The 14,943-nt window shown below is 62.4% G+C and carries 13 protein-coding genes; 5 read left to right on the forward strand and 8 right to left on the reverse strand.

From position 1 onward, the window contains the following. The first annotated feature begins 14 nt into the window (after positions 1–14). Together galE and NDO55_RS02200 are read left to right on the forward strand one after the other, a co-directional pair. Complete coding sequence (gene galE, locus NDO55_RS02195) at positions 15–1,019, forward strand: UDP-glucose 4-epimerase GalE (protein WP_252112002.1); 1,005 nt, start codon at positions 15–17, stop codon at positions 1,017–1,019. Next, positions 982–2,163 carry a glycosyltransferase family 4 protein gene (locus tag NDO55_RS02200; protein WP_252112004.1) on the forward strand — a complete coding sequence of 394 codons (1,182 nt, stop codon included), beginning with the start codon at positions 982–984 and terminating at the stop codon, positions 2,161–2,163. Before galE ends, NDO55_RS02200 begins: the two co-directional genes overlap by 38 nt. Here the strand turns inward: NDO55_RS02200 and NDO55_RS02205 are convergent. From NDO55_RS02205 to NDO55_RS02235, 7 genes are read right to left on the reverse strand one after another with little or no spacing between them, the layout of a single operon-like run. Beyond that, the gene (locus NDO55_RS02205; protein ID WP_252112006.1) at positions 2,112–3,404 is read right to left on the reverse strand and encodes a hypothetical protein; all 1,293 of its coding nucleotides are present in this window, start codon (positions 3,402–3,404) and stop codon (positions 2,112–2,114) included. The two genes, NDO55_RS02200 and NDO55_RS02205, sit on opposite strands and share 52 nt — an antisense overlap. Beyond that, complete coding sequence (locus NDO55_RS02210; protein ID WP_252112007.1) at positions 3,401–4,492, reverse strand: glycosyltransferase family 4 protein; 1,092 nt, start codon at positions 4,490–4,492, stop codon at positions 3,401–3,403. Before NDO55_RS02210 ends, NDO55_RS02205 begins: the two co-directional genes overlap by 4 nt. After that, positions 4,489–5,796 carry a lipopolysaccharide biosynthesis protein gene (locus tag NDO55_RS02215; protein WP_252112009.1) on the reverse strand — a complete coding sequence of 436 codons (1,308 nt, stop codon included), beginning with the start codon at positions 5,794–5,796 and terminating at the stop codon, positions 4,489–4,491. The genes NDO55_RS02210 and NDO55_RS02215 overlap by 4 nt, the downstream gene beginning before the upstream one ends. Beyond that, positions 5,793–7,007, reverse strand: coding sequence for a glycosyltransferase family 4 protein (locus NDO55_RS02220; RefSeq protein ID WP_252112011.1), 1,215 nt, complete (start codon positions 7,005–7,007; stop codon positions 5,793–5,795). The genes NDO55_RS02215 and NDO55_RS02220 overlap by 4 nt, the downstream gene beginning before the upstream one ends. 15 nt (positions 7,008–7,022) lie before the next feature. Further along, positions 7,023–8,177: a non-hydrolyzing UDP-N-acetylglucosamine 2-epimerase gene (gene wecB, locus NDO55_RS02225; protein ID WP_252112012.1), complete on the reverse strand. Its 1,155-nt coding sequence runs from the start codon at positions 8,175–8,177 to the stop codon at positions 7,023–7,025. Then, positions 8,174–9,319 carry a polysaccharide biosynthesis C-terminal domain-containing protein gene (locus NDO55_RS02230; protein ID WP_252112014.1) on the reverse strand — a complete coding sequence of 382 codons (1,146 nt, stop codon included), beginning with the start codon at positions 9,317–9,319 and terminating at the stop codon, positions 8,174–8,176. The genes wecB and NDO55_RS02230 overlap by 4 nt, the downstream gene beginning before the upstream one ends. Then, positions 9,304–10,329, reverse strand: coding sequence for a polysaccharide biosynthesis protein (locus NDO55_RS02235; RefSeq protein ID WP_252112016.1), 1,026 nt, complete (start codon positions 10,327–10,329; stop codon positions 9,304–9,306). Before NDO55_RS02235 ends, NDO55_RS02230 begins: the two co-directional genes overlap by 16 nt. Before the next feature lie 185 nt (positions 10,330–10,514). On the opposite strand from NDO55_RS02235, the gene NDO55_RS02240 reads away from it, so the two are divergent. The 3 genes from NDO55_RS02240 to NDO55_RS02250 are packed head-to-tail and all read left to right on the forward strand — an operon-like array spanning position 10,515 to position 12,990. Continuing rightward, positions 10,515–11,159 carry a sugar transferase gene (locus NDO55_RS02240; RefSeq protein ID WP_252112018.1) on the forward strand — a complete coding sequence of 215 codons (645 nt, stop codon included), beginning with the start codon at positions 10,515–10,517 and terminating at the stop codon, positions 11,157–11,159. Further along, on the forward strand, positions 11,156–11,797 hold the full coding sequence (locus tag NDO55_RS02245; RefSeq protein WP_252112020.1) for an acetyltransferase: 642 nt from the start codon (positions 11,156–11,158) through the stop codon (positions 11,795–11,797). The genes NDO55_RS02240 and NDO55_RS02245 overlap by 4 nt, the downstream gene beginning before the upstream one ends. Then, on the forward strand, positions 11,794–12,990 hold the full coding sequence (locus tag NDO55_RS02250; protein WP_252112022.1) for a DegT/DnrJ/EryC1/StrS family aminotransferase: 1,197 nt from the start codon (positions 11,794–11,796) through the stop codon (positions 12,988–12,990). The genes NDO55_RS02245 and NDO55_RS02250 overlap by 4 nt, the downstream gene beginning before the upstream one ends. On the opposite strand, the gene NDO55_RS02255 is transcribed toward NDO55_RS02250, so the two are convergent. Next, positions 12,987–14,903, reverse strand: a complete 1,917-nt coding sequence (locus NDO55_RS02255) for a polysaccharide biosynthesis protein (protein ID WP_252112024.1) — start codon at positions 14,901–14,903, stop codon at positions 12,987–12,989. The genes NDO55_RS02250 and NDO55_RS02255 overlap by 4 nt on opposite strands. Positions 14,904–14,943 lie beyond the last annotated feature (40 nt).

A 14,943-nucleotide genomic window follows, 5' to 3' on the forward strand; every position in this document is an offset into this window, starting at 1 on the left:
GGACGGCAGACTTCATGCGCATCTTGTTGACCGGCGGTACGGGCTATATCGGCTCCCACTGTGCAGTGGCGTTGGTGGAGGCGGGGCACGAGCCTGTGCTCGTCGACAATTTCGCCAACAGCAAGCCCGATGTCGCCGACCGGATCGGGCAGATCGTAGGCCGCGAACTCACGAGCGAAGAAGGCGACATTCGCGACGCGGCCTTCCTAGACGCCGTCTTCGCCAAGCATCATTTTGACGCTGTCATCCATTTTGCTGCGCTGAAGGATGTCATCGCATCGGTCGACCAGCCGCTCGAATATTATGACGTGAATGTCGGCGGGCTGACCACATTGCTGGCCGCCATGGACCGGGCCGACGTCCGCTCAATCGTCTTTTCCAGCACCGCCAACATTTATGGCGAGCCCGATTATGTGCCGATCGACGAACAGCATCCGGTCAGCGCCCGAAATCCCTATGGGCAAAGCAAGTTGGCGGGCGAGCGCATGATCAGCGACATTGTCGCTGCGGATCCGCGCTGGCGCGGCGCGATCCTGCGCTATTTCAATCCGGTCGGTGCGCACGAAACGGGCCTTATCGGGGAAGATCCGAGCAATCGTCCCTCGAACCTGATGCCGCTGGTGGTTGCTGCTGCCGCCGACCCCGAACGGCAGCTATCCATATTCGGCACTGATTATCCGACCAAGGACGGCACTGCGGAGCGCGATTTCATCCATGTTAGCGACCTCGCCGAGGCGCACGTCGCGGCGCTCGATCATCTACCGGAAGGCGGGAATGTCTCGGTGCACAACGTGGGAACCGGAAAGAGCACCAGCGTCCGAATGTTGATTCACACATTCGCCATGGTCAACGCACAACCGGTGCAGTGCGTCGAGAAACCGCGCCGTGAAGGCGATATCGCGAGCGTATGGTCGAGCGCTGACAAGGCCGAGGCTGAGCTTGGCTGGCGCGCGAAGCGCGACCTTGTCGAGATGTGTCGCGATGCCTGGAACTTTCATCGGCGCGGTCATGGCGGCTGAGCAACCGCTACGCCTGATGGTCGATGCCACCCGCCAGCGTGTCGGCGGAGGCATCCAGGTTGCCTTGGCGGTCATCGACAGCGCCGCGCGCGATCCGGGCATCGAACTCTGTGTTGCTTCTTCGCGAGCGGTCGCTGCGGAACTGGGCTCGACGGACTTTCCGGGGCATCGCGTCGGCGACGATCTGCCGACGTCATGGATCGTCCAGCAGCGTGCCTTGCGTCGGATCGAGCGCGACTTTGCGCCTGACCTCGTCTTAACCGTGTTCGGACCCGGACGCTGGCGCTCCAAGGCGCCAAACCTCCAGGGATTCGCGCTGGGCCTGATGCTCGATCCCGACGCCAACCGGCTCGGAAAATCCGCCATGCAGCAGCTCAAGGGGAAGCTCGCGGATTGGGCAAAGATTGCCCTCTTTCGGCGCAATGCAGATTTCCTGCTTGCCGAGGCGGACCATGTCGTTGCGGGAGCAGGGGAGTTGCTGGGCTTTCCGCCCGAGAAGCAATTCGTCGTCCCCAACAGCTATAGCCCGCGCTTCCTCGACAATGTCGAGCGATCGACAGTCAAGTCGCCGAGCGACGGCACGATTCGATTTTTCGTTCCGGGAGCGGGCTTCGCACATAAGAACCTTCAGGTGCTTCCTGCGATCGCAGAGCAGTTGAAGGCGCTAGGCCACGATGTTCGTTTTACGCTGACCCTCAAGGACGATGAGTCAGCGTGGCAGGAGCTCGAGGCGGATGCCGATCGACGCGATATTGTCGCCGCATTCGAACGTGTCGGTCGCATTCCCAACGAGCAGATGGCGGACGCCTATCTCGCGCATGATTTCGCCTTGTGCTTGAGCCTGTGCGAAAGTTCGACCGCTGTCATCCCCGAAGCGTTTCTCGCTCAACGGCCACTCATCCTAGCCGACAGGCCATGGGCTCGCGGTCTCGCGGGAGATGGCGCCTTGTTTGTCGATCCGATCGATCCCGAAGCAGCCGCGCAGGCAATCGACGGGCTGATCAATCGGCCGCGTGATCAGGAAGCGTTGGTCGGCGCCGGCCGGCGCCGGCTCGAGCAATGCTATCCGCCGCCCGAGAAGCGTTGGCAGCTTTATCGCTCGGTCATCTTTGCCTGTGCCGGCAAGGACGATGGCGGCGCCTGAACCGGGAAGAGGCGCTTCACGAAGAAGCCGAAGAAGATGAGCGGGATGAGGGCAACCCCGATGCGCCCGCCGAACGAGGCCATCCCGCCCCACAGGTAGGTGGTGAGATAGGCATCGAAGATCATCGCCATGCACACTAAACCGGGTGAGAGGCGCTGATAGATGGCTCGCAGCGCAAGAATGCTGGCGAAGACGATTGCGAAGCCGAAGATCAGGAAGGGCCCCAACAGCCAGAGTTGCTCGCCGAGCAGGCCAGTAGCGATGCTGTGGCCTTCGGAAAAGTTTTGCCGACCCATCCAATCCTCGACATAGGACCGGCCCAGGCCAATCGGTTTGTCGGGCCAGAAGGCGCGCGGCACCCATTGCAGCCACAGCAGAACGAACTGGTCGAAAAAGGCCTCCCAGCCGCGGGGGACGCGCCAGTCGGCGGTCTCGATCATTTCCCACGTGATGAGATAGTGGCCGGTGCCCGAATCCTCGGTCAGTCGGCCGCCCTCGCTGAAGCGCGAGCGGTGTGCTGCGATGAGGAGGAAGGGGGACAGCATCCCGACCTGCCAGCTCCTCAGCCACACATCCATGTAGCGGTTGGCGACAAGCACCGGCACGACCAGGAACACGCCGAGCATCAACCGGCCAAAGCCGGTCCAGAAGAAGGCGACGAAGATGAGGAATGTCGCGGCGTAAAAGCCGTACCGGACGTAGAAACCATTGCGGTCGAGGCCGAACTGCAACTGCCGCTCGAGCAGCAAGGCGGCCATGAATAGCGGCAGGCTGAAACCGAATTTCTCGCCGATCTGGTCGCCCAGGAAGACGACTGTGACGATGCTGATGACGAGGAAGAGAAAGTAGGCGATGTCGAGCATGGGCGGAATGCGTCCGCCCGCTGGGGTGACGACGGGCGTCTCCGGCATCAGTTTGGCCACCGCGCTTCTAAAGAAATGCAGGAAGAGGTAGCTTGCGGCGACGATCACCCCGAAGCGGTCCTGTCCGGCAAGTGCGTCGTAGAAATAGGGCGGGACGATCACGAAGATCGTGCTGAGATCGACCGCGATATCGTAGGAGGCGCGACGACCGGTCTGCAGGCTCGTCAGCGTTACCGAGAGCACCATGAGGTGCGAGAACAGGTCCGGAATATCGGTGCCGAAGGCGAGGAATAGAGGCAAGTAAGCGAGGCACAGGAAGAGCGCGATGCGCCGCGTCGGGGTCGCGTTAGGATGACGGAGGTGGGCCGCGTCCGTCACGCTACCTTCTCCAATGTCTCGATCAGCTCGATTATCCGGTGGGCCATCATCTTGCTATTGAACTGGTCGTGGGCCATTGCCCAAGCCTTCCGGCTCATCAAGTCCAGATTGGGGTGATCGATGGCGCTGGCGATTGCGTCGGCAAGCGAGGTCGCGTCATTCTCTTCAAAGGTAAAGCCGGTCTCATCCGGCGTGAATGCGGCGATTTCCGGCATATGACGCTCGCGGCGGTCATGAACCACTGCCGGCAGCCCGTAGGCGAAGGCGTGGATGAGGCTCAGTCCGACCTGTCCCGGATAGACGAATAGCCGGCATCGGCTGGCGACTTGCGCGATCTCGGCTTCATCCGTCGTGGCACCGTGGAACACGATCCGATCTTCGGTCGCCTTGTCCTTGGCCTGCACGCGCAATTCATCTTCCAGGTCACCGTCTCCGATGAGGTGCAGCGTCACGTCGCAAAGGCGTGGATCGCCCATTGCTTCGAACAGGAGCGGAAGGCCGGACTTCGGCGTCATTCGCCCGACGAAGAGGATTGCGCGGTCGCGCCTCTCGGATTCAAATGGTTTCGCGAACTTCTTTATCGGCTCGACGTCGATGCCGTTGTTGAGCGCCGAGACGGGGCGCTCGTCCAGTTTCCCGATCCCGTAGCGATAGGCGGCAACCTCGGCATCGGTGTAGAAAAGCAGGGCATCGGCGAGATTCGACAGTTTGAGCCGCAGCCGCTGGCGCCAGCCTTTGCTGGTCGCCGACCATAGCTGCCCCCACCAGACGACCTTTGCGCCAGCGCGGCGTGCGCGCCAGGCAAGCAGCAGGGTCGACAGGGTTCGGGCGTCGCCCGGCACGATGACGATATCGCCTGCAGCGATGTGGATGTTGCTCGTTTCGCTCTGCCAGAAGATCGGGCCGGGCAGGCGCTTCAGCGGTCCAACAGAATTGGCCCAATCGCGCCCTTCGTTGTGCGAAAGTAAACCGAGGCCGCCCGGCGAAAAGAAGACGTTGAATCGCTCCCCGAAGCGGCGGGCGACGCGGTCGAAAAAGTCCATCCGATAGCTGGCGAGGCTCGGCTGCAGGAGGATGATCCGGCTCATGCGCTCGCCCCCCGAAGTCGAGTAAGCACGCGCGCCGCAAAGGGGATAAGGCCCAGTCCGGCCAGCGTGAGGCACAAGGTCATGAAGATGTCCGCGCCATCCATTCGCGGAATGCCGAGCCAGAGGATGCCGACGATCGCGAGCGACATCAGGACCGACCAGAAGGTGAGGTAGCGCAGATCATCGGCGCCGATGAGGAAAGCGCGCAGCAGCTCAACGATTCCGAATAGCAGGAAATAGGCCCCGGCCCACACAAGCATCGAGGCGGACGGCGTTACCGCGCCCTGGAACCACAAGGCGAATATCTCGTCCCCGAACAGGCCCAATCCCAAGAGGAATGCCCCGCCGGCCGCAATGTTGAGGACCATCGTCTTGGTCACTGTGCCGACAATCCATTTGTTGTCCTTGCGCGCCAAGGCTTCGGGCAACGCGCCGCGGAAGGGATAGGAGGTCAGGGCATAGAAGGTGATGAAGAGCGTGATCATGTTCATCACGGCGGTGAAATCGGCAGCCTGCGCAACGGTAAAGCGGTTCGCCGTCAGGAGGATCGGCAGGAAATGGCTCACCATGCCTGTCCCGGCTAGGGAAATCATCACGAGGACGCCTCTTCCGAGCAATGGCGGTGACCATGAGGGCGATGCGAACAGTTCGGCGCGGTGCCGCCGTCGAAAGCTCAGGATGTTGGCGATCCGCGCCGCGACCTGCGGGATCCAGAGGGCGAGGAGCAGGCCTGCAATCGATGGAGACAGCCACGCCATCAATGGAACGGTGACCATCGCGATCACCGATCCGGCAATCTGGTATTTGTAGCTCTCCTGTAGCTCCTGGAACGCCATGATCGCGCCTTCGTGCGAGACGAGGTTCACCGTCAGCACATACATGCCAAGAACGACGAGCGCCGTCGCGATCAGCGCGTCGCGCGTCACGCCCGCAGTGGGAAAGACTGAAGACAGGCCGGGCGCCACGAAGAGGATGAATAGGGCGGCCACGGCCACGACGATGCAGACCCGCCGGGTGATGGCGAGGCCGTGCTGGTAGATGGCGGCGATTTTCGCGCTGTCTTCGGCGCCCCAAGCCTCGCCCATCTTGATGGCCATGGACGATCCCACGCTGAGCTGGCTGAGCATCAAGAGGTTCAGGAGGGCAAGCGCGCTACCGAAGAGGACGAAGCCGCTGTCGCCAAGTGTATTGGCTGCGATCGGTAGGCTGACCAACTGGACGATTGCGCCCGCAATGCGCGCGATGAGGCCGGTCCCGAAGGCGAGATGGAGGCGGCGGCTTCGCTCGGCGGCATGGTCCGTCATTTACCCGCATCCTTCTCGATCCAGTCGAGGATGCGAGCCATGGCCGGTTCGAACGCCAGCTCACGCTGGTAATAGCCCCGAGCCTTGCGCGCTTTTTCTGCGCGCTGGTCGCCTGTCAGGGCCGCGGCTTGGACAAAAGCCTTGGCCATCGCTTCGACGTCGCCGGGTTTGGTGACGAGGGCGGCATCCGAAGATTCGAGGATGGTTGCGGCTTCTCCTGAAAGGCCCGCCACGATCGGCTTGCCGACCGAGAGGTAATGCTGGGTCTTGGACGGTATGGTGATGTCGTAAAGCGGGTCGTCGTCGAGGTGAAAGACGAGGATGTCGGCGGCCTCGAACAGCTTGTCGGCTACCTCCGGCGCGACCGCGTCGTGGATCGTCACATGGTCGGGCGCGCGGTCCTTTGCGAGGGCGACGAGCCGGTCTCGATCCATGCCCCAGCCGAACAGATGCAGATGAAGGCCGGGCTGTTCATCGGCTGCGATGCTCGCGGCCTCGATGAGGACATCGAGTGACTGGGCTTGTCCCAGGTTTCCGCCGTAAACGAAGTTGGTGCGGCCCTCAAACGCTTCGGCAAACGATGCGGGGAGGGCGGTGTCGTCGCGCTCTACATAGTTTGACCAGTTGCGCAGCACGCTAACCTTATTGGCCAGCACGCCGCGTTCGATCAGGCGCTGCTTCATGCCCTCGGACTGGGCGACGATCCGCTTGGCGCGGCGATAGACGAAATTGCAGATCCAGTTGAGGATCCGCCCGAATAGGCCGGGCGCCATGCCCGAACTCATCACGCTGTCGGGCCACAGGTCCTGGATCTCGAGGATGAACGGCCTGCGATAGAGCGCGTAGGCGAGCGCGGTCGCGAAGCCCGGCATGATCGGGGCGTGATAGACATAGGCAAAGTCGTAGCGACGGCCGCGGATGAGCATGAAGATGAGGGCCGAGACGAAAAAGCTGCAATAGGTCAGCATGCGCCGGAGCGTCGAACCGTCATGCGAAGGATAGACCCACAGGCGGTGCAGCGTCAGGCCCTGCATCTCGTCGCGCTGGTAGGGCTTCACCTTGTACCCGTCATAGACCTTGCCCCGCGGATAGTTCGGGAAGGCGGTTGCGACCTCGACATCATGGCCGGCATCGGCCAGCGCCCGTGCGAAGCGAATGCCTTTCATCACGGGTTCGGGCTCGAACCATTGGGTGAGGTACAGCAATCGCATGACGCGCCCGTCGCCCTAGAGGTGGTCGTGGAGACGGATGCCGTCCCAGTCGTTCGACAGGCGCGCGGTGCCAAGGATGAGCTTCACCACGCGCTCGGACGTGTTGGTGACCTGATAATCGTCGGGCAACGTGAAGGGGGCGTCGGCGGCGATCCGCTCGTCGCGCATCTGCACGGCGGCATCGACCGCGGGAAGGAGCGTCTCTGGCTTGAGGCCCGTCACGATGACATTGCCCGTGTCGAGCGCTTCTGGGCGCTCGATGCTGTCGCGCGGCGTGATGGCGGCGAAATCGAGCATCGAGGCTTCCTCGGCGATGGTGCCGCTGTCCGAAATGGCGCAGCGCGCTTTCATCTGGAGGTGGTTGTAATCGTGAAAGCCGAAGGGCTTCATGAAGCGGATGAGGTCATGGGCGTCGACGCCGTCCATGCTCTCGAGCCGGTTGCGCGTGCGCGGATGGGTCGAAACGATGACCGGATAACCGTCGCGCTCGGCCAGCTGGCCGAGCATGTCGACCAGGGTTTTCAAGCGCGCATGGTCGTCGACATTTTCCTCGCGATGCAGCGAGACGATGTAATAGTTGCCGGCCTCGAGCCCTTCGCGCGCCAGCACGTCGCTGGCTTCGATCCGGTCGCGATAATGGTCGAGCACCTCGCGCATCGGCGAACCGGTGACGAGCGTCCGGCGATGCGGCAGGCCTTCGCTGAGCAAATGGTGGCGGGCATGTTCGGTATAGCAAAGGTTGAAGTCGGCAAGATGGTCGGCGAGGCGGCGATTGGTCTCTTCCGGCACGTTGCGATCGAACGAGCGGTTGCCGGCCTCCATGTGATAGGTCGGGATTTTGAGGCGGCGCGCCATGATCGTGGCAATCGCGCTATTCGTATCGCCAAGGATCAGTACGGCATCGGGACGATCAGCCTTCAGGAGCTTCTCGGTCTCGATGAGCACGCCGCCGAGCACGTTGCCGAGGCTCGACGTATCGACGCCAAGGAAGTGGTCGGGTTTGCGGACGCCTAGGTCGTCGAAAAAGACCTCGTTCAGCTCATAATCGTAATTCTGGCCCGTATGGACGATCGTGTGATCAGTATAATCGTCAAGCCGCGCCATCACGCGGCTGAGGCGGATGATTTCGGGACGGGTGCCGAGGATGGTCATCACCTTGAGGCGGGTCATGGCTGCGGCTCCTTCAGCACGGGGTCGGCATAGGTGTCAGGGTTGGCGGGGTCGAACAGACGATGCGCCCAGAAGTAGGTCACGACCGGCTCGTCGCCGACATTCTCGATATGATGCGTGTGGAGCGGCGGCATGTCGATGGCCACCGGATGATCGCCGCTCACTTCAAACTCGACGATGTCGTCGCTCAGCAATTTGCGCACGCGGATGACCGCTTTGCCCGAGACGACGAGAAAGCGCTCGACCAGCGAGAAATGGAAATGATCGCCGCGGCGCTGGCCGGGCAGGGTGGTCGAGACGAAACTCTGTCCCGAGCCGCGCGATTTGGCGGTTTCGAACAGGTCGCCGCGGGCATCGCTGCGCACGTCCATGGCGAGCGGATACTGTTCGGGGAAACCGCCGGTACGATAGGTGTTGAAGAGCGCTAGGTCGAACGGATCGGAGAAATCCGGGAAGATGTTGGCGGTATAGCTGGCATGGAAGCTTTGCAGCTTTTCCCGCAGGTCGGCGACCGAAATGGTGCGCGCGTCCGAGCGGATTGTTCGTGAAGACGCGTCTTGGCTGGCACCAATGGCGATTTGCGCGGCTTCGCCGGCATGAAGCAGGTGGACGACCGCGCCGTCGTTGATCTGTGGCGCCTCGCCCTTCCACAGGCGGTCGATCAGGGTCGCGGTGACGTTGTTATAGTCGGGCCGCGCCGTCTCCCCGAAAATATGCGGCAGGACGAGGTTCGCCAAAGGCGCGGCCTCGCCGAGGATGCCCGCGGCTTCGGCCTTCGACTTTCCGTACAGGCTGTCGCCATCGGCATGGGTCGAGTTGGCATAGACGATGACGGGCTTGCCGCCGCTGGCCGTTACGGCATCGGCGAGGCGCTGCGCGATCGCAGGGTTGCCCGCGGCGACTTCCTCGTCTGTGCCGCGATTGACGCCGGCAAAATGGAGCACGGCATCGGCGCCATCCAGCGCAGCCGCGAGCTTGGCATCGTCATTGAAACCGTCACGGTCGAGCGCGACGAGATCGTAGGGCGCATCCTCGCCCTTGAAGCGCGCGCCGCAATTATAGGCGTGGAGCCGGGCTGCGGCGTGCCAGCCGATCAATCCGCCGGCGCCGGTTACAAGGATTTTCCTCACCGCGCCTGCCATGCCTCGACTTCCTCGCGCACTTCCGGAAGCGACAGGAGGAGTTGCTTGGTGCCCTCGACGTCCAGACGGTCGCAATTGTGCGAATTGAATTCTTCTCGCTCGGCGCGGTCTTCGTCGCCCTCGGAGAAGAAGCTGGCATAGTTGAGGTCGCGATCGTCGAGGCGGAGGCGATAATAGTCGCCCATATCTTCGCTATCGAGCAGCTCCTGCGCCGAAGCGAGCGTTTCATAGAGCTTCTCGCCATGACGCCATCCGATGACGTCGACCGGGTGGTCGGGGACATCGAAAATCTGTTTCACCGCTTCGACGAGATCGGCGATGGTCGACGCCTTGGCCTTGTGCACGAACAGGTCGCCCTGGTTGGCATGTTCGATGGCGAACTTGACGAGCGCGACGCTGTCCTCGAGCGGCATCAGGAAGCGGGTCATGGTCGGTTCAGTGACCGTGATCGGCTTGCCGCGTTTGATCTGGTCGATGAAGAGCGGGACGACCGAGCCGCGCGAATAGAGGACGTTGCCGTATCGCACGCAGGCGATGGTCGTATCGGCATCCTGGCCCAGCTCGCGCGCCGCGGCGCGGGCAACCTTTTCCATCAGCGCCTTCGACATGCCCATGGCGTTGACCGGAGCGACGGCCTTGTCGGTCGACAGGCAGACGACGCTTTTCACCTTATGGTTCATGGCTGCGCGGACGACATTCTCGCTGCCCAGCACGTTGGTGCGGACGGCCTCGATCGGGAAGAATTCGCAGGACGGGACCTGTTTCAGCGCCGCTGCATGAAAGATCGCGTCGACCCCGCGGGCCACGCGCTCGACGCTGTCGCGGTCGCGCACGTCGCCGATATGGAATTTGAGGCGCGGGTCGGCCATGCGGCCGCGCATCAGGTCCTGTTTGCCTTCGTCGCGGCTGAGGATGCGGACTTCCTCGACACCTTCCTGAAGCAAGCTGGCCACAACCTTCTTGCCGAAGGATCCGGTGCCGCCGGTGACGAGAATTCTTTTGGCTTTCATTTCCACCCCTTAACCCCGAAGGAACGCTATACGCGCCGCGTCTTGCGGCTCTAGCCACCCTCCTATTTGCGGGTAGCAAACAGATGGTTAACGTCAAGCCAACCTTTTGCGGTTAGAGCCCGGGAAAGAGGCTTGCTACGCACGATGTTGAGGATGAACGAAAAGCACTTCATGGTCGAAACGAAATGAGTGAATTGCAGACCGAAAAACGCAAAGCCGGCCTGTGGCAAGGCGGGGGCAAACGGGTCTTCGATATCGTCGTTTCGGCGATCGCGTTGGTCCTGTTCTCGCCGATCATCCTGGTTGTTGCGCTCCTCGTTGCCCTCAAGCTCGGGCGCCCGGTGCTGTTCCGCCAGCAACGCCCCGGCGTCGATGCCCGTCCTTTCGAGATGATCAAGTTTCGCACCATGCGCGATGCGGTCGATGCTGAGGGTAAGCTCTTGCCGGACGCGGAGCGCCTGACGCGTTTCGGCAGCCTGCTGCGCAAGACGAGCCTCGATGAGTTGCCCGAGCTGTGGAACGTCCTCAAGGGCGAGATGAGCCTTGTCGGGCCGCGCCCGCTGCTGATGGAATATGTGCCGCTCTACTCGCCGGAACAGGCGCGCCGGATGGAGGTGCGTCCGGGCGTTACCGGATGGGCGCAGGTCAACGGTAGAAACGCGATCGACTGGGACGAGAAATTCGATCTCGACCGCTATTATGTCGACCATCATGATGCATGGATGGATATGAAAATCCTGGCGCTGACGGTCCTCAGGATCGTGTCGCCCGGCGATGTGAATGCCGAAGGGGAGGCGACGATGCGCCGGTTTGAGGGGAATGGCCGATGAGCAGGCTGATCGGGATTTACGGTGCCTCGGGCTTCGGCCGAGAAGTGATGCCGGTCGCCAGGGCGACGCAGGGAGATGCGCGCTTCGTGTTCGTCGACGATGGCGGGTCGGATGTCTCCATACCGGGCGAACAGGTCGTGAATTTCGAGCAATTTCTCGCCATGGACGAAACGGACAAGTCTGTCGCGATTGCGATCGCGGATGGTAGTATTCGGGCCAAGATCGCGGCGCGTTGCAGCGATGCCGGCCTGTCATTTGCCACCATCGCGCATGAAAGCTCGTCGCAATATGACCGGGTCGATCGGGGGGAAGGGGCGATCCTGTGCGCGCATGCGACGCTCACCAGCGACATTCGCATCGGTCGGCACTTCCATGCGAATATCTATTCCTATGTGGCCCATGATTGCGTCATCGGCGACTTCGTTACCTTTGCGCCGCGGGTGAATTGCAATGGCAACGTTCATATCCACGACCATGCCTATATCGGCACCGGCGCGATCCTGCGTCAGGGGACGCCGGACAAACCCCTGGTCATCGGTGAGGGGGCCATTGTCGGCATGGGGGCCGTTGTCACCAGGAACGTGCCCCCGGGCGCCACGGTTGTCGGCAATCCGGCACGCGTGATGGAGCGCAAATGACCGATTTCGCCCCCTGGCCATCTTTCACCGCCGAGGAAGCGGACGCCGTCCAGCGCGTGCTGCTGTCCAACAAGGTCAATTACTGGACCGGAGGCGAGGGGAAGGGGTTCGAAGAGGAATTCGCTGCCTATGCCGACAGTGCGCACGCCATCGCGCTCGGCAACGGCACGTTGGCGCTCGATCTTGCTCTCCATGGGCTGGGTATCGGCGCGCGTAACGGCGGTAGTGAGACGGACGAAGTCGTCGTCACGCCGCGCAGCTTCATCGCCTCGGTGAGCGCCGTGGTGAATGCCGGCGCGCGGCCGGTTTTCGCCGACGTCGACCGTGAAAGTGGCAATATCGAGGCGCATACGGTCGAACCGGTGCTGAGCGAGCGGACGCGCGCGATCATCCTGGTGCATCTTGCCGGCTGGCCGGTCGACATGGCTGCGATGAACGCGCTGGCGGCGCCGCGCGGGATCGCGGTCATCGAGGATTGTGCGCAGGCGCATGGGGCGCGCTTCGAGGGAAAAAGTGTCGGCTCGCTGGGCGTCATGGGCTGTTGGTCCTTCTGCCAGGACAAGATCATGACGACGGGCGGCGAGGGCGGCATGCTGACGACGTCCGACGAGACGCTTTGGCGCCGCATGTGGGCCTATAAGGACCATGGCAAGAGCTATGCGGCGGTATTCGAGCGCGAGCATCCGTCGGGTTTCCGCTGGTTGCACGAAAGCTTCGGAACCAATTTCCGCCTGACTGAAATGCAATCGGCAATCGGCCGCATCCAGCTCGCGCGCATGGAGGAGTGGACAGCTCGCCGTCGCCAGCACGCCATGCGCATGCGCGACATGCTTGGCGAGTTTGCGAATGCGGTCCGCACGCCATGGCCCGATGAATCATCCGGGTCGCGCCATGCCGCCTACAAATATTATGCCTATGTCCAACCCGATGGGCTTGCGAACGGTTGGGATCGGGACCGGATTGTTGCCGAGATCAATGCGCACGGGATTCCCTGCTTCCAGGGCAGCTGTTCGGAAATCTATCGCGAAAAAGCGTTCGAGGGCAGCGGATTCGTGCCGGCGCAGCCGCTGGCCACTGCGCGCGAACTGGGCGAGACTAGCATCATGTGGCTTGTCCATCCGACGATCACTGACAATCAGATGGATCGCGCCATCGACGTGACGCGTACAGTCATCAAGGAAGCGACCGCCTAGGCGACCTTGGTTTCGGGCTCTTCGTCCGATGTCGCTTCGTGCTCGATCTCGACGGTTTCTTCGCCGCCAAATCCCGCGACCAGCTTCACGAGCATGAAACGCAGCGCCTCCTCATCGCCGATCAGGATGGCGCGCTTCATGAGGTCGATCTCGTTCTTGAGCTCGGCCCAGGGCAGATAATCTTCCTGGGCACGGACGATGCGCGGATGCTCGGTGGTCTCGGCGCCCGGCTCGATCAGCAATTCCTCATAGAGCTTTTCGCCAGGACGGAGCCCGGTTTCGACGATCTCGATCTCGCCGGTCGGATTGTTCTCGTCCTTGAGCGTGCGACCCGACAGCGCGACCATGCGGCGCGCAAGGTCGGCAATCTTGACCGGCTCGCCCATGTCGAGCAGGAAGGTTTCGCCGCCTTCAGACATGGCGGCGGCCTGCAGCACCAGCTGCGCGGCTTCGGGGATCATCATGAAGTAGCGGGTGACGTCGCGGTGGGTGAGGGTGACCGGGCCGCCGTGCTTGATCTGTTCTCGGAATAGCGGGACGACCGAGCCGGACGAACCCAGCACATTGCCGAAGCGGACCGCCGTGTAGCGCGTGTCCGACTGCACCGCGGCGCGCGCCTGTACGACCAGTTCGCACATGCGCTTCGAAGCGCCCATCGCATTGGTCGGGCGCACCGCCTTGTCGGTCGAGACGAGGACCATCAGCGCAGTGCCGGCGGCCTCGCAGCCCATCGCGACATTGAGGGTCGAAATGACGTTGTTGCGCACGCCCTCCACGAGATTTTCCTCGAACAGCGGGACATGCTTGTAGGCTGCGGCATGATAGACGATGTCGGGACTGGTGGTCCGGAACAGGCGATCGCAGCTATCCTTGTCCGAAAGGTCGACAAGGCGGGGCATGATCTCGACGTCAGCGTCATTGGCGGCGACCCAGCCTGCCAGCTCGCGCTCGATCATGTAGAGATTATACTCGCTCATCTCTGCAAGGATGATCCGCTTGGGACGCTGCTCGATGAGCTGGCGGCAAAGCTCCGACCCGATCGAGCCGCCGGCGCCTGTCACCATCACCGTGGCCGCGCGGGCCTGGTCGAGAAGGTGGGGCAGGGGATCCACCGGATCGCGGCCGAGAAGATCGTCCACCTTGATGGTGCGAAGGTCGCTGACGGCCACCTTGCCGGTTGTCAGCTGGTCGATCGAGGGCAGCAGCCGGATCGGCAATTCGGGATTGATCGCATGAACGCGGTCGTAGAGGGCGCGCGTACGGCTGCGCACCGACTTGGAAATGGCGAGATAGAGCTCGTCGATCGACCATTCGCGGACAAGTTCGTCGAGTTCGGCCTGCGACAGCACGGGAACGCCGTCGATCGAGCGGCCCTGATGTTCGCCTTCAGGATCGACGAAGCAAACGAGGACTTGGCCGGCTTCGGAACGGATGCTGTCGGCTAGTGCGCGGGCGCGGCGACCGACGCCGAAGATGGCGAGGCGCTTCGTGGTGAGTGTAGCGACCTGGGTCGGGAGGGCGCGCAGCAATAGGAACGCCGCCACGACACGGCTACCGACAAGGCCGAAGAAGAACAGCAACGGTTGGAGCACCGCCGTGGTGCGCGGCACGTCAGGCGGCTGGAAGAAGCCCAGCAACAGGACGAGGCCGATCATCATGGTCGCGCAAGCGAGCAGCAGGCGAAGCGTACCCTGGCCGCCGAAATAGCGAAGGATCATCTCATAGGTGCGGAATTTGACGAGCGCGATCGCCCACAGAACCATCGCCAAGGCGAACAGCATCAGCAATGCGGGGACCTTGACCGAGAATTCGCCGAGACGAATGACAAAGGCGAGATAGCAGGACAGCGCGAGGATCGCGATGTCGCTGGTCATGACGATGAGCACGCGTACGCCCGGCGCAAGCGACAGCATGCGCCTTAACATTGAACTCATGCCGTGGCCGAAACTTGTG

The sequence above is a fragment of the Sphingomicrobium sediminis genome (assembly GCF_023805295.1).
GTDB classification, from domain to species: domain Bacteria; phylum Pseudomonadota; class Alphaproteobacteria; order Sphingomonadales; family Sphingomonadaceae; genus Sphingomicrobium; species Sphingomicrobium sediminis.

Bases quoted from the DNA above. Each gene is read 5' to 3' on its own strand.
- NDO55_RS02200 (WP_252112004.1), top strand. From the start codon at position 982: ATGCCTGGAACTTTCATCGGCGCGGTCATGGCGGCTGAGCAACCGCTA.
- NDO55_RS02220 (WP_252112011.1), bottom strand. From the start codon at position 7,007: ATGCGATTGCTGTACCTCACCCAATGGTTCGAGCCCGAACCCGTGATG.
- NDO55_RS02255 (WP_252112024.1), bottom strand. From the start codon at position 14,903: ATGCTGTCGCTTGCGCCGGGCGTACGCGTGCTCATCGTCATGACCAGC.
- NDO55_RS02210 (WP_252112007.1), bottom strand. From the start codon at position 4,492: ATGAGCCGGATCATCCTCCTGCAGCCGAGCCTCGCCAGCTATCGGATG.
- NDO55_RS02250 (WP_252112022.1), top strand. From the start codon at position 11,794: ATGACCGATTTCGCCCCCTGGCCATCTTTCACCGCCGAGGAAGCGGAC.
- NDO55_RS02235 (WP_252112016.1), bottom strand. From the start codon at position 10,329: ATGAAAGCCAAAAGAATTCTCGTCACCGGCGGCACCGGATCCTTCGGC.
- NDO55_RS02240 (WP_252112018.1), top strand. From the start codon at position 10,515: ATGAGTGAATTGCAGACCGAAAAACGCAAAGCCGGCCTGTGGCAAGGC.
- wecB (WP_252112012.1), bottom strand. From the start codon at position 8,177: ATGACCCGCCTCAAGGTGATGACCATCCTCGGCACCCGTCCCGAAATC.
- NDO55_RS02245 (WP_252112020.1), top strand. From the start codon at position 11,156: ATGAGCAGGCTGATCGGGATTTACGGTGCCTCGGGCTTCGGCCGAGAA.
- NDO55_RS02215 (WP_252112009.1), bottom strand. From the start codon at position 5,796: ATGACGGACCATGCCGCCGAGCGAAGCCGCCGCCTCCATCTCGCCTTC.
- NDO55_RS02230 (WP_252112014.1), bottom strand. From the start codon at position 9,319: ATGGCAGGCGCGGTGAGGAAAATCCTTGTAACCGGCGCCGGCGGATTG.
- galE (WP_252112002.1), top strand. From the start codon at position 15: ATGCGCATCTTGTTGACCGGCGGTACGGGCTATATCGGCTCCCACTGT.